Annotated in this window: 10 protein-coding genes; 6 read left to right on the top strand and 4 right to left on the bottom strand. The window is 40.3% G+C overall.

Going from position 1 to position 15,373, the window contains the following annotated elements:
• The 4 genes from QNI15_RS28035 to QNI15_RS28020 all read left to right on the top strand — a co-directional run bounded on the left by QNI15_RS28035 (position 1) and on the right by QNI15_RS28020 (position 7,466).
• Entirely contained in the window at positions 1 to 1,131 is a 1,131-nt protein-coding gene (locus QNI15_RS28035; protein WP_314001394.1) for a PepSY-associated TM helix domain-containing protein, read from the top strand.
• Between the two features lie 105 nt (positions 1,132 to 1,236).
• Positions 1,237 to 3,576 (top strand): TonB-dependent receptor, encoded by a 2,340-nt coding sequence (locus QNI15_RS28030; protein WP_314034945.1) that lies wholly within the window; start codon positions 1,237 to 1,239, stop codon positions 3,574 to 3,576.
• Between the two features lie 82 nt (positions 3,577 to 3,658).
• Entirely contained in the window at positions 3,659 to 6,031 is a 2,373-nt protein-coding gene (locus QNI15_RS28025; RefSeq protein WP_314034943.1) for a TonB-dependent receptor, read from the top strand.
• 454 nt (positions 6,032 to 6,485) lie between these two features.
• Positions 6,486 to 7,466, top strand: coding sequence for a glycosyltransferase (locus QNI15_RS28020; RefSeq protein ID WP_314034941.1), 981 nt, complete (start codon positions 6,486 to 6,488; stop codon positions 7,464 to 7,466).
• Here the strand turns inward: QNI15_RS28020 and QNI15_RS28015 are convergent, their stop codons facing one another.
• The 4 genes from QNI15_RS28015 to fdhD all read right to left on the bottom strand — a co-directional run bounded on the left by QNI15_RS28015 (position 7,467) and on the right by fdhD (position 11,892).
• Entirely contained in the window at positions 7,467 to 8,105 is a 639-nt protein-coding gene (locus tag QNI15_RS28015) for a class I SAM-dependent methyltransferase (protein WP_314034939.1), read from the bottom strand.
• Between the two features lie 83 nt (positions 8,106 to 8,188).
• Entirely contained in the window at positions 8,189 to 10,441 is a 2,253-nt protein-coding gene (locus QNI15_RS28010) for an FdhF/YdeP family oxidoreductase (RefSeq protein WP_314001404.1), read from the bottom strand.
• Positions 10,442 to 10,462: 21 nt separating this feature from the next.
• The gene (locus tag QNI15_RS28005) at positions 10,463 to 10,873 is read right to left on the bottom strand and encodes a DUF6368 family protein (RefSeq protein ID WP_314034995.1); all 411 of its coding nucleotides are present in this window, start codon (positions 10,871 to 10,873) and stop codon (positions 10,463 to 10,465) included.
• Positions 10,874 to 11,082: 209 nt separating this feature from the next.
• Positions 11,083 to 11,892, bottom strand: a complete 810-nt coding sequence (fdhD, locus tag QNI15_RS28000) for a formate dehydrogenase accessory sulfurtransferase FdhD (protein WP_314001406.1) — start codon at positions 11,890 to 11,892, stop codon at positions 11,083 to 11,085.
• A gap of 383 nt (positions 11,893 to 12,275) precedes the next feature.
• Here fdhD and QNI15_RS27995 point away from each other — a divergent pair, with 383 nt between their 5' ends.
• Together QNI15_RS27995 and thrA are read left to right on the top strand one after the other, a co-directional pair.
• Positions 12,276 to 12,758, top strand: a complete 483-nt coding sequence (locus QNI15_RS27995) for a DinB family protein (protein WP_314001408.1) — start codon at positions 12,276 to 12,278, stop codon at positions 12,756 to 12,758.
• Positions 12,759 to 12,868: 110 nt separating this feature from the next.
• A complete protein-coding gene (thrA, locus tag QNI15_RS27990; RefSeq protein WP_314001410.1) occupies positions 12,869 to 15,316 on the top strand; it encodes a bifunctional aspartate kinase/homoserine dehydrogenase I in 2,448 nt (815 codons plus the stop codon).
• Positions 15,317 to 15,373 lie beyond the last annotated feature (57 nt).

Raw genomic sequence — 15,373 nt, 5'->3', positions numbered from 1 at the left:
ATGACACTCAAGAAAATACTTGGTCAGATACATCTCTGGCTCGGACTAGCGTCCGGGCTAGTGTTGTTTATAGTAAGCACTACCGGAGCATTGTATGCGTTTCAGGAAGAGTATGATAGTTGGGCTAAGCATAACCTGTTGTTTGTGAACAGGCCTGCTAATGCAGTCCGGCTAAGTCCGGAAAGATTACTACAGATAGCAAAGACTGCTTATCCGAAAGAAAAGCTTGCTCAGGTGCGTTTACGAAACAATCCGGTTAATGCATCTGCGATGGTCTATACCAATAAGCGGGGTATTATTTATATCAACCCGTTTTCAGGCGAGGTGTTAGGTAACTATGCATTGCACCAAGATTTTATGGCTCTGGTATTACAGATACATCTGAATCTGTTGCTGGGTGAAGTAGGAGAAGAGATCATTAAATGGAATGTGCTGATCTTTATGATTATGCTCCTTTCCGGACTCTATCTGTGGTTCCCATCCAAACGAAATCAGTTGAAGTCGGCCTTTAAGATGAAATGGTCAGCTTCCTGGAAACGCATCAACTATGATCTGCATAATGTCTGGGGATTCTATATGGTGTGGATTTTACTGCCTATTGCTTGGACTGGAATTTTCTGGGTGTTTGATAGTGTGCCTGCCACTATTTATAAACTGGATGGTACAAAAATGACATACAAGAAAAAAGTAGCTTCTACTTATCGTCCTGTTGCTAAACAATGCTCTCTCGATTCTCTCTTTACCATAGCCGAATCGTATGGAGAGTATGCGTATGCCAGTATTCAACTGCCCAAAGACAGTGTGGGTACATTTCGCTTTGTAGTGCGATATCCCTATCAGTTTATTAGGAAACAGAACGTCCTGGCATTTGATCAATATTCTGGTGAGTTACTATTGGAAGAACTGCATACCAACTATGCAACTGCTGATAAAATCCGTGTATCCAACTATGATTTACATACAGGCCGGATGTTTGGCTTCCTGGGAAAATTTGCCGCTTTTATCGGGGGCTTATTTGGGGCAAGCCTTCCTGTAACAGGGTTTATGATTTGGTGGAACCGAAAGAAAAAAAGTAAACAATCCTCCGGTTCTGGAAAGATGCGATCCCGTCGACTTGCCCCGGTACCTTAATACTAAAACATCAGGATAGTGCGAATTGGATAGCCTTTTTCAGGCTATCCCTGGACTCCTGTTGCCTATTTTATCCATTTCCAATCTATTTTATTATTCAAACCAATGAAACATTTGTATGCATGCATGCTGATATTGGCCAGCCTGGCAACTTACGCTCAAAAAGGAACTATACATGGTATTGTAAAAACAGTAGAAGGGCAACCTGCTCCTTCTGTAACGGTAGTATTGAAAGATACCAGAATAGGGACAGTAACGGATGAAAAAGGGAGTTATACATTGCGGGCAAATCCTGGTACATATACACTTCAGACATCGATCGTGGGATTTACCCCACAAGAAAAAGAAGTAACAGTAGAGGCCGCTAAAACCACGCAGATAGATGAAATACGTTTGCAAGAATCTGCTGAACAGCTGCAGGAAGTGATCGTTACCAGTAATACAAATAAATTCGCTAACAAAGAAAGTTCGTTGGTATCTCGTCTTCCTATTAAGAATCTGGAAAATCCTCAGGTGTACAATGTGGTTTCCAAAGAGTTAATGGAAGAGCAGGTTATTACAGATTACAAACAATCACTGCGAAACGTACCCGGAGCCGCTGTTGCATTTGGTGGATATAGCAATGGATTTACGTATTCTATTATTCGGGGTTTCTGGACAGGTGCCCGTATGCGAAACGGACTTGCCGCTCAACAATATAATGGAATAGACCCTGTAACTGTAGAACGTACAGAAGCAATCAAAGGGCCATCCGGTACATTGTTTGGTTCCAGCTTGATTTCCTTTGGGGGACTTACAAACCTCGTTACAAAACGTCCCCTGGAGACATTTCAGGGAAATGTAAACTTTACTACTGGTAGTTGGGGACTTACACGCCTGACAGCAGATATCAATACCCCACTAAACAAGGACAAAACGTTATTGTTCCGTCTCAATACAGCTTTTCATAGTGAGGGAAGTTTCATGGATTGGGGAGGACAGAGACGTTTTGTGGTAGCCCCTACATTAACCTACAAAGTAGACAACAGACTTACATTAAATTTTGAAGCAGAGATATTGCGTTCTGCATTGACCTTATTACCCATCCAGAATTTCTCAGGTGTTTCCGTTAAAAATATCAAAGACCTGCCTATACGATACAATCAATCTCTCAACTCTGATGATATGATGAATCGTGGCGGCAGTGAGGTTTTCTATGCTCAGGCTGTTTACAGGCTCTCAGATAACTGGACGTCCAATACATTATTTTCATCTGCTTCAAATCATGACGATGAGTTTGTGGCACAATGGAATAGCTGGCGGAATGATTCGATTGTCAGCAGAAGTGTAGAGACTGTACAGGGTGGAACAACAGATATGCAGTTTCAGCAAAACTTTACAGGTGATTTCAGAATTGCAGGTATCCGCAACCGTATGGTGATTGGGGCTGATGTATATTATTCAAAGAGTATCAATAGTGTATTTGTAAACAATGCTTTTAATACAAGAATGCCTTATGATACAATTAATATACATCGTTTGTATGGGCCTGTATCGCTGGATAGGGTAAAAACACTGAGATCGTCTCTCATCCATGCAAGACAATCCTCCAAAACCTATACATATAGTGCTTATATCTCCGATGTAGTAAATATCACAGAGCAACTGATGGCTATGTTGAGCCTGCGGGTAGACAGATATGACTACAAAGGAACTGCCGTAATGTACTCTGACTATAGTGGAGGATATGCTCAAACTGCATTGTCGCCTAAGTTTGGTCTGGTGTATCAGCCCATAAAAGATCAGGTAAGTGTGTTTGCCAATTATATGAATGGTTTTCAGAATAACGGTCCGGTTAGACAACCTGATGGAAACATCACAAACTTCAAACCGCAAAATGGCAATCAGTGGGAGGTAGGTGTGAAGATGGATGCCTTCTCTCATAAACTAAGTGCAACAATCAGCTATTACAACATTGATGTTACTAATGCCATACGTCAAGACCCCTCTCGTGCAGGATATTCTATTCAGGATGGAAAACAGCGAAGCAAAGGGTTAGAGGTTGATATTATCGCTGAGCCTATTACAGGTTTATCTGTTATAGCAGGTTTTGGAACCAATGAGTATAGATATGTAAAAGCTGATGAAGGTACTGAAGGTACCACCACAGGGTTGCCCGGAACATTTGTAAACTTTTGGTTGAGCTACAAAGTACCACATGGAGGTGCTAAAGGATTCGGTGCCGGATTTGGTGGGAATTATGTAAGCGAAGCATATACGAATAATGAAGGTGGTTCTCTGACACTGCCTGCTTATACACTGATAGATGCTACTGTATTTTATGACCGGCCTAAATGGAGATTTGCTTTTAAACTGAATAATCTCACAGATCAGAAAATGTGGGGATTAAACAATAACCCTATGAATCCCAGAAATATTGCCGCTTCGGTTTCCTTTAAGTTCTGATTCGTCAATGTTCTGATCGGGGCATTTCTGTATGTCCTTATGCATGAACAACTCTTTTATCAATTCCATTTTATTCAAACCAATGAAACATCTAAATCTAGTATTGTTGCTATTGTTTAGCATCAGCGTATATGCGCAAAAAGGTATTTTAAAGGGAACTATCAAAACAGTTGAAGGGCAAGTGGCTCCCTCTGTTACTGTAGCTTTAAAAGGAAGTAATGTGGGGACGGTAACGGATGAAAAAGGTAATTATACATTGCGGGCCAATGCGGGAACCTATACTCTTCAGGCTTCTATTGTAGGATTTACCCCGCAGGAGAGAGAAGTAACAGTGGAGGCAGGAAAAACTACAGAACTGGAAGAAATACGTTTGCAAGAATCTGCTGAGCAGTTACAGGAAGTGGTTGTTACTGGTAATACAAACAAGTTTGCCAAGAAGGAGAGTCCTTATGTATCCCGTTTACCTATCAAGAATCTGGAAAATCCTCAGGTGTATAATGTGATAGGAAAGGAGCTAATTACAGAACAAGTCATTACCAACTTTAATGATATTGTAAAAAATAGTCCGGGAATAGATAAGCTATGGTCTGCTACAGGCCGTGGAGGAGATGGTGCTGCCTATTTTTCTATCAGAGGTTTTTCGGTCCAGCCTTCTATGATTAATGGTATTGCTGGTTTAACCAATGGAGGGCTTGATCCAGCTAATATAGAAAGTGTAGAGGTAATCAAAGGGCCATCCGGTACATTGTTTGGTAGTAGTCTGGTGTCCTTTGGTGGTCTGATCAATATAAACACCAAAAAGCCCTATGAAACTGCTGGTGGCGAGATCTCTTACACGATGGGTGGGTATGACCTGAACCGTTTGTCTGTTGATGTAAACACGCCTGTTAATAAAGATAAAACATTATTGTTACGTGTAAATGGGGCTTATCAGTATGAGGGTAGTTTTCAGGATGCAGGTTTTAAAAGAACTATGTTTGTTGCTCCTTCTATTTCATACAAAGTCAGCAATAAATTATCCTTCCTTCTGAATGCTGAGTTTTATAACTCAGAAGCTACCAATCCATTGATGGTATTCCTGAATCGTGGACGTGAATTAATCGCTAAGACACCTGCTGAGTTAAACATGGATTATTCTCAATCCTTTACCAGCAATGATATTACAATTAAAAACCCAACGGTAAATCTGTATGGTCAGATGAACTATAAACTGTCCAACAGCTGGACATCACAAACTTCCTTCTCACGTAGTATCCGCAAATCAGATGGTTTGTACTCGTATGTGATGTTTCGTGGAGCAGGAGATGATACACTTTCCCGATTTGTTGGTATGCAAAATTCAATTGGCACTACAACAGACTTTCAGCAGAATTTTATAGGCGATTTTAGATTTGGTAGTATGAGAAATCGCATTGTGTTGGGTGTAGATATATTTAACTCACAGTTGAACGATGCCTCAACGTATACATTCTTTGACAAAGTATCCACACATGGAGATCCGGGATATTCTTTATTGACAAGACAGGCTGCAGATACAAAAGTTTCACAGGATCCTTATGTCTATAAATACATTTATAACACCTATGTATATAGCGCCTATGTTTCAGATGTATTGAATCTAACTGAAAATTTATTGGCAATGGCAAGTGTTCGGGTAGATAGATTTGATAATAAGGGTGTAAAGGACTTATCTACAAATACAAAAAGTGGAGATTATGCACAAACAGCTGTATCTCCTAAACTTGGCTTGATCTATCAGGTGGTGAAAGATCGGGTTTCGCTTTTTGCTAACTATATGAATGGATTCCAGAATGTAGCACCTTCTTCTCAGCCGGATGGAAGTATTCGTGTATTTAAACCAATGCAGGCAAATCAGGTAGAAGGAGGCGTAAAGCTGGAAGCATTAAAAGGCAAACTGGTTGGAACAATTAGTTACTACAATATCTATGTGAAGAATGTAGTTCGTGCGGATAATAACGGTCCTGCAGGTACTACCATTCAGAATGGAGATCTATATAGCCGCGGATTTGAGACAGATATTACTTTTAATCCGGTTACAGGCTTACATATTATTGCAGGATACAGTCATAATGAAAGCATCAATGAAAAAACAGACGCTATTGATCTGAATCGTCGCCCTATCAATGCGGGACCTAAGACACTGGCAAATCTTTGGGTAAGCTATGCGATTACCAATGGTAATGCAAAAGGATTAGGCTTTGGAGTAGGTGGAAATTATGCAAGTGAAAACAAAGTATCTAACAACGCTACTATAGGAGTATTTACGGTACCTTCCTATACCATTTTGAACGCAACAGCATTCTATTCGGTGAGATCATTCCGATTTGCACTGAAACTGGATAACCTAACCAATGAACACTATTGGAAAGGATGGTCAACCATTGAACCACAAATGCTACGCCGTTTGTCTGCAAATGTGGTTTTTAAATTCTGATAGTTCTACTGTGTACGTGAATCATTCTAACTATCAGATGTGAATTTTATAGCCAATGTTTATGCTTTTGAAAAGTATAGGCATTGGCTAATTTTTTGACAAATTTCTCTGCCTGAGTTTGATTATTGGTCCTTTCTTCTCTCTTCCACTAACCTCTTCATTTTTTGCTTGCCCAAAAAATGAAGCAAAAAAGGGCAAAAAATTCCAAAGCTTCGCCCCACAGGGCCAGCGCTAGGCCCGCGGAATTTTTATCCTCACGCACCTTCACTACCTTCCACGATTGAAGTCAGCACAACTCTCTTTGTAACTCTTTTCTTTTTTATCTATTCCTCTTTTTGCAAAGTTTGGGATTACTCATGTATAAGACAATTATATAATATGGATTTTCAGTGAGGGTGCAGTTGATTTCATAAAACGCATTTATCTTTGTGGGAAATCAAAATAACTCATTACGTTGAGAAAGTACTCCATCATTATTCCACTATACAATCGCCCTGATGAGATTAGGGAGTTACTTGAATCCCTAACCAAACAAACCTATACAAACTTTGAAGTTTTGGTGATAGAAGATGGCTCCAAAAACGATGCAAAGGAAATTGTTGCATCATTTGCAGACCGATTGGAGGTGCGGTATTTTTTCAAGGAAAATAGTGGACAGGGGTTTACGCGTAACTTTGGGTTTGAGCACGCCACCGGAGATTACTTTATTATTTTTGATTCAGACTGTATTATTCCTACTCATTATCTGGCAGCAGTAGAAAAAGATCTCAATGCCTACGGATACGACCTCTATGGTGGTCCGGATGCCGCTAGTCCGGATTTTAATCAGGTACAAAAAGCTATTAGTTATGCCATGACCTCTCCTTTCTCAACAGGTGGAATACGAGGGAAGAAGAAAACGCTGGGAGGAAAGTTTCATCCCCGGTCGTTTAATATGGGGCTTTCCCGGAAGGTATATGAGAAAGTGGGTGGGTTTATCATTACCCGTATGGGAGAAGACATTGAGTTCAGCATCCGGATTATCCGGGCTGGATTTCAATCCGGATTGATTCCAGATGCCTATGTGTATCACAAACGACGCAGTACATTCGGTCAATTTTTTAAACAGCTTCATTTCTTTGGACGGGCACGTATCAATATATCCCGTTTTTTTCCTGAAGAACTCAAGCTAGTACACTGGTTTCCTGCATTATTCTTTCTGTTCTGCTGCTCATTAGTGTTATGGCTTGTGGTTCAACTGCTTACAGGATGGCCCCTGTTTACCCTTGCGTGTTTGATTTTGCTGCTATATATAGGTTTGATTTTTCTGCACGCCACTGTTCAAACCCATAGTATCTGGATTGGCCTATTGAGTATACGGGCAGTATTTACTCAGCTTTCCGGATATGGCATTGGCTTTCTGACAGAAGGATGGCGTAAGTGGTTTAAATCCTGATTATTCAGGCTTACGATAAACAATGGATTGAATCATACTAGCATAGAATGCTTTACTATGAACCGAATGAAGAGATAAAGATTCCAGGATCTCTGTATAGGATTCTAGTTGTGAGGCTTGTACCTGACTGACTATTCGAAAAAAGGTATACATACTTTTCATTAGTGTACGTGCCATCCAGGTCTTATTCTGAGATGCAAAGTCTGCTACCATCCATAGCCCATTCGATTTCAGAGATGCATAGAGCCTTTGAATTAATGTATGCAAGGTTGGTTTATCAAATAGGTCAAAAAGGAAAAAGGTAAGGACAACATCAAACTGATTCTCCTTTACTACTGGGTGATTTTCATCTCCTTCTATCCAGTGAATGGGAAGCATAGAGAGATGGGAGATTTGTTTTCGAGCTTGCTGCAACATCTTTTCTGACTTTTCCACATACCAGATAGCTTGTGGCTTTCGGGCAAGGATCTCTGGTAAAATTTTACCTGTACCTCCTCCAATAAATAAAATAGTAGCATTTTCGGGAATGAGATGCAGAAAAGCTTTTTGAGCTTTTAGGAGAGTATTGCCAAAAATAAGCGTACTGAGTAAATCATAAACAGGAGCAATGGCATTAAAATCGTTTTCCTGTTTTGACATATTGATGGAGTGGCTTAGCGTACTAGTGAGAAGGTTAAAGGTCTTTCAGAAAAGAAGTTACCTTTCTGAAAGACCTTAGTTGTTTAACGTTTTTGTACAGTGACCACAACATACTTGGATGAAGGGGTCATACTTCCATCAGCGTAAGAACTGACTGGAACCAATGGGTTTGCCTCCGGATAATAAGTTGCCACACATCCTTTGGGAATATCATAAGGGACAACCTTAAAGTTGTGAACCTTTCGTTGACTGTCATCCGGAGCATAACTAGTAATGTCTACCCGGTCAAAGTTCTGGATTCCACGTTGTTCCATATCTTCCGGATGCATAAAAATAACATCCCGCTCTCCATGAATATTCCGGTAGCGATCCTCCAGTCCATAAATCGTTGTATTAAACTGATCATGTGATCGGATGGTTGCCATAGTTAGTTGACCAGGCTGCAATTGCAGATTGGGTAGCGCACCTGAAGTGAACTGAGCTTTTCCTGACTTTGTATTCCAGACGCGTTTGGATGAGGCCGGACGCAAATAAAACCCACCTGGTTGCTGAATCAATTGATTGTAGTTGGTAAACTCTGGCAATACCTCTGCAATTTTGGTTCGGATCAGGCTATAGTCCTTCACCAGAGTATCCCAGGAAACTTTTGATTGAGGAAGGGTTGCTTGTGCCATACCTGCAATGATCGCACATTCTGATTTCAGGTGTTCAGAGGCAGGTTTATTGTGTCCTTCACTGGCATGGACCATACAATTGGAATCTTCAACAGTAATCTGTTGTGGTGTACCATTTTGAATATCAATTTCTGTTCTGCCAAGGCACGGAAGAATCAAAGCTTCCTTACCTGTCACAAAATGGCTATGGTTGGGTTTTGTGCTGATATGAACAGTCAGATCACATTTACGCATACCTGCTTCTGAATAGGCCGTGTCTGGTGTGGCAGAGATAAAATTACCTGCTAAACCAATAAAAACACCCGCTTTACCTTCATACATAGCATTCATAGCTTCTACTGTATTGTAGCCCTTCTGCGCAGGAGGAGTAAATCCAAAGACTTTTTGAATACCCTCCAGTAATTTTTTAGGAGGATTGTCTGTAATACCAACGGTTCTGTTGCCCTGCACATTGCTATGACCGCGAACAGGTGCAAGTCCCGCACCCGGACGTCCTATATTGCCTTTCAGCAACGCCAGATTAACAAGATACTGAATCGTAAGCACCGCATGTTTGTTTTGAGTGACTCCCATGCACCAGCAGAAGATTGTATTCTTTGAGTTGAGATAAGTCTGAGCCGCTTTTACAATTTCTTCTCTGGATATACCTGATTGAGACAGAATCTCTCCCCAGGATGTATTCTCAATATCCTCTTTCAATGCTTCAAAACCGACTGTATGCTGCTCGATAAATTCTTTGTCGATCTGACCGGGTTGCTTGGCTTCTGCTTCTAACACATATTTAATCAGGCCTTTGAGCAATGCCAGATCACCACCAATATGTACCTGCATATATTGAGTAGCAATCTTTGAAGATCGCTGCAGCAATAGTTCAGTTACGTGTTGAGGGTGAATGAACGATTCCAGTGCTGCTTCTTTGAGCGGGTTTACCGCAATGATATTACATCCCCGTTGATTGGCCTTTTCCAGGTCTGTAAGCATACGTGGATGATTAGTACCAGGATTTTGACCAAAAATAAAGATGGTATCCGCTTTTTCATAGTCTTCCAGCTCAATAGTACTCTTACCAACTCCTACCACATCTGCCAATGCTACACTGGTAGCCTCATGACACATATTGGAACAGTCCGGCATGTTGTTGGTGCCATACTCGCGGGCAAACAACTGGAATAGGAAGGCAGATTCATTACTAGCTCGCCCGGAAGTATAGAATAGTGCCTGATTGGGATCTGGTAATTTATTCAAATGCTGGGCAATTTTTTGAAAAGCATTTTGCCAGCTAATAGGTTCATAATGGTCTGTGGCTGCATTATACCACATAGGTTCAGTAAGCCGACCTTGTTGTTCAAGCCAGTATCCATCTTTTTTGTAAAGTTCAGATACTGTATACTTCCGAAAGAAATCTGCATTGGCTCGGATTTTCGTTGTCTCAGAAGCTATGGCTTTGGCTCCATTCTCACAAAACTCAGCAAAGTGAGTCTTCTTCGGATCTGGCCATGCACAGCTAGGACAATCTACACCTCCATGTTTATTTAGCTTTGCCAATACCGGAGTAGCTGTCAACAAAGATTTATTCTCTGACAGTCTTTTCAAAACTGTCGTTAATGCGGCAAAATTTCCTGCTGGATGTTTATACGGATGAGGTTTATTTGTGGCTGACATAATTTATTGCTCTTTAAAATCTTATTTAATTAATTGAAATTCTGGATGATTTACCCAGTTTTTCATAAAAAGGACATCACATATATTGTAAACCAAGTGACGGTTGTTCTCAGTCTGATAGTGAATACAGGTTATAGTACCTGGTATGTCTCTAATCATGTCAGTATAGTAGTGCTCAACTTCCTCCCAATTTGCTTTTTCAATAATCCACCAGAAATCATTTTCCTTGTAGGCTTTCTCTGGTAATAATGCTCCTCTAAAGTCAATGATACCATTTAACTTGTCAGCAATGTATAACACAATTTCACCAAGCATCCTTAAGTTTGTTCTGTTGGTTGTTGCAGAGAAATCTATTGCAGTTACAGGTATACTATGAAACACTTCATTAATCTGATTGCATTCATCTGAAGAATAACTTGCCTCGTCATTGATGTTGAAAATAGTATATGTAAAGGATTGGTATTCTTCGTGTTGTTTTCCTCCAATAGCAAAGGTGTTATTAACAACAAATAGTTGTTATCCTCTATAATTATTGCTGTTTTACTAAGCATATCATCCAATATCTTTTGTTCAGAAGATGTCCATTCTCGATCAATAAGTATTGTCGCACTTGCACCTGCCATCGTGATCTTTTTCTAATTCTAAATGAGAGTACTTGTTTTAACTCTTTCTGTATGTGTATACACTGTAGCTCGGTCATTCCTGCAAAAGGCAATCAACGTTATTCCTTTTTGCTGACAGGTTTCTACTGCTAGTGACGAAGGCGCCGACACAGAAAGCAGAAAGGGGATACCTGCCTGCACACATTTGGCTACAATCTCATACGAAATACGTCCACTCACACACAAGATTCTGGCCTGTTCCAATGTTTGTTGAGTAAGCAGTTCTCCAATGGCTTTATCAACCGCATTGTGTCTTCCAATATCCTCCTGAGCAGATAGTAGTAGTCCCTCTGAGTTAAAAATACCTGCTGCATGAGAACCTCCTGTCTGATCAAAAAGGATCTGATGGGTGCGTAGTTGCTCAAATAAGGACGGGATCAAATCCATAGTCAATTCACCTGTTGCCAAAACGCCTGTTGGAATTTCAATGTCACAGAGTTCTGTTTTACCACAGATGCCACAGGACGAACTGGAAGCAATACTACGGTTAAAAATATGCTTCTTTGTTACGATTTCTTCCGGGAGACCTATATCTATAGATTGAACCAGCCCATTGGCTCCCATAGTCTCCTGAAGAGACAAAATATCATTCATTCCTGTAATGATTCCTTCTGTAAAGAGTAAGCCAGTTGTTAACCAGGCTTCACTTCCTGGTGTCCGCATGGTAACAGTATATGGCCTGTGATTAATCTTAATTTGCAAAGCAGCCTCTGTTAGCAGTTTTTCTTCTGTTTCCTGATATTTTCCTGCTTCAAATCGATAGGCTGGTATAGATGGATATAGTGTCATGTCTTACTCAGTTGGTTGCTTGTTATACTGTAAAGCTACTTTTTTGGTAAAATGTTTGAACGATTGTCTTATAATATTTTGTAATTTGGAAAGATAGACCAAATTTTCTCTTAACAATTGTTTGATTTTTAGAATCAGGTTTCGTAATCTTGCGCCATGAAAAATTGTTCTGGCAACATATCTTCATTTACTGGCATTTTTTCAATAGCAATAACCATTGCTATCACTACTATTATTACTACAATCCGCCCCTAGGCGGAACTATACTACATATTGCCCCTTCCTTTATCTGCTTAATCTAAGCAAAGATTTACTGATTAAATCGGATTGTCTACATAGTATATATCTGATCTGTATTCTTTCCATCTTATTAACTCACTAATATGCAAAATGTTGCAGATGATCTGTTGACTATTGTGCAACAGGCAATACCTTTACTTCTGGCTGTTTCAGCGGAACAGGCTTCGTATAAGCCATCACCTGAAAAATGGTCGAAGAAAGAAATTCTGGGTCATTTGATCGATTCAGCTTGCAATAACCAGCAAAAGTTTGTCCGGACAATGGCACAAGAGCATCTGGATTTTGTAGGTTATAAACAAAATTTCTGGGTAAGTGCCCAACAGTATAATAAGGCGGAATGGAATAGTTTGGTGACATTCTGGAAAGAATACAATCACCACATTGCTCATATTATTGCATTTGTAGATCCAGGTGTTTTATCTCATACTATTTCGATTGAAGGCACCGGGCCATTCACACTGGAGTTTATTATGAAAGACTATGTGGAACATCTGAAACATCATTTAAAGCAGATTTTACCTGAAGGAGATTGGAAGAGTGGCTTTATAAATGTATACAACGCTTGATCACAGACTAAAAATTAAAATAGTTAACAGAAATTAACGTGGTATATGGATGAAGTGTAACTACAATAGCTAAACCATCCATAAATTATTTCACTCACTCATTGAATTTTATGAAAGTTCTCAAATTTGGTGGTACCTCAGTAAAGTCGGCTGAAATGATGAAGCAGGTCGGCGAGATTGTTAAAAATGCGCGTGCAGAAGGTCAGGTGACAGTAGTGGTTTCGGCTATGTCTGGCATTACAGATCAACTGATCAATGTCAGTACACTGGCTTCTCAGGGAAATGATACATATCAGCAGACACTAAAGGAGATTGAGAAGAAGCACTTACAGTGTATTCAGGAATTGCTGCCCCCTCAGCACCAGACACGTACTGTGGCAACCATCAAAATGACATTGAATGAACTGGAAGATGTATTACAGGGATTATTTCTTCTAAAAGAAATTTCTCCCAAAAGCCGTGACTTTGTCATGAGTTTTGGTGAACGTATGTCATCGGCTATTATTACTGAATACTTTAAAACGATCGGGTTAGACGCATTATTGGCAGATGGCCGTGAGTTGATTGTTACAGATGATAACTTTGGCAATGCGGTTGTTGATTTTGAAGAAACAGACAAACGCATCCGCAAGTATTTCTCCCGTACAGATAAATTGATTGTGATGGGAGGATTTATTGGTGCTACTGTCAATAATGAAACTACTACATTGGGTCGGGGTGGCTCTGATTATACCGGATCTATTATTGCAGCAGCTTTACAAGCTAAAATGCTGGAAATATGGACAGATGTAGACGGAATGATGACCGCTGACCCACGGAAGGTACGTAGAACCATGGTATTGAAACAGTTGTCATACATTGAAGCACTGGAACTGTCTCATTTTGGGGCTAAAGTATTGTATCCACCTTCAGTACAACCTGTCCTTGCCAAAAATATTCCGTTAAAGATCAAAAATACATTTAATCCTGCTGCTGAGGGAACACTTGTAGCACGAGAGAGTGTAGACAACGGTTCACCGATCAAAGGTATATCCTCAATTGATACCGTTGCCTTGATCTCCCTGAATGGTAGTGGTATGGTGGGTGTATCCGGATTTGCTAAACGTTTGTTTAGTGCTCTGGCTTCTGGACGTATCAACGTAATTCTGATTACACAGGCATCATCAGAGCATTCTATCACTGTAGCTATCAATGCCAGTGATGCTGCTAAAGCCAAGACCTTAATTGAAAGCGAATTTGTACAGGAACTAAAAAGCAATGCATTGGAACCTGTAGTTGTTGAGCAGGATCTAAGTATTCTGGCTATTGTAGGTGAAAACATGCGCAATACCCCTAACGTATCAGGAAAGCTGTTTTCATCACTAGGCCGGAATGGGGTGAACGTTCGTGCCATTGCACAGGGTAGTTCTGAGAATAATATTTCGTTTGTAACACAAAATGCAGATTCCCGCAAAGCACTGAATATTGTACATGAGGCCTTCTTCCTGTCAGACACACGAGTGCTTAATATTTTCCTGGTTGGAGTAGGTACAGTGGGAGGGACGTTACTACGTCAGATGCGTGAGCAACAGGAATATTTCCTGCATGAGTATAATCTGGAACTCAGAGTAACTGGTGTCGCCAACAGCCGGAAAATGTGGTTTGATGAAAATGGTATTCACCTTCCTGACTGGAAAAATGTACTGGATAATAATGGAGAGGCTATGTCTCTGGGTGGCTTCGCAGGCAAGATGCATGAAATGAATCTACGTAACTCTATTCTGGTAGATTGTACCGCCAGTGAAGATGTAGTAGATCTTTACGAAGAATCACTACAACGAGGTATTTCTATTGTCACTCCCAATAAGGTAGCTTGTTCCGGAAGATATGATTTGTACAAACGTCTGAAACAAACTGCTACGCAGCGTGGAGCTAAGTTCTTGTTTGAAACAAACGTAGGGGCAGGCTTACCCGTAATCAAAACCCTGAATGACTTGACTCAAAGTGGTGACAAAATTCTGAAAATTGAGGCCATTTTATCAGGTACACTAAACTTCCTGTTTAATGAGCATAAAGCAGGTGTTTCATTTAGTTCCGTAGTAAAGCAAGCAAAAGATTTAGGTTATTCTGAACCAGATCCACGGATTGATATGAATGGACTGGATGTTGCCCGTAAAATATTAATTCTGAGCCGCGAGGCAGGGGCAAAGAAAGAAGCAAAAGATGTAGTGAGTGAAAACTTCCTTCCAGAGGAATGTCAGAAAGCTACTTCTATCGAAGAATTCTTTACTGTTCTGCCTAAATATGATGACCATTTTGAGAAGATTCGTTCGGATGTAGAGAAAGCAGGAAACCGTCAACGATATGTCGCTGTCTATGAAAATGGAAATCTGAGTACAGGATTACGTGTAGTAGGGCCAGATAGTCCGTTCTATCAAGTAGAAGGTAATGACAATCTGGTATTGTTCTGGACAGAAAGGTACAGAGTACGACCTTTGATTGTAAAAGGGGCTGGTGCAGGAGCGGAAGTAACTGCTGCCGGGATCTTTGCCGACATTATTCGTATTGCTAATTTCTAATAATCTATACATTTTGTAGACTTAGTAAAGCCCGAATAAGAGTAAATAGTATCTTTG

The organism is Xanthocytophaga flava (assembly GCF_030068545.1).
GTDB lineage: Bacteria > Bacteroidota > Bacteroidia > Cytophagales > 172606-1 > Xanthocytophaga > Xanthocytophaga flava.
Note: the sequence above shows the minus strand (reverse complement) of the source record. Positions and strands in the feature narration are given on the sequence as shown.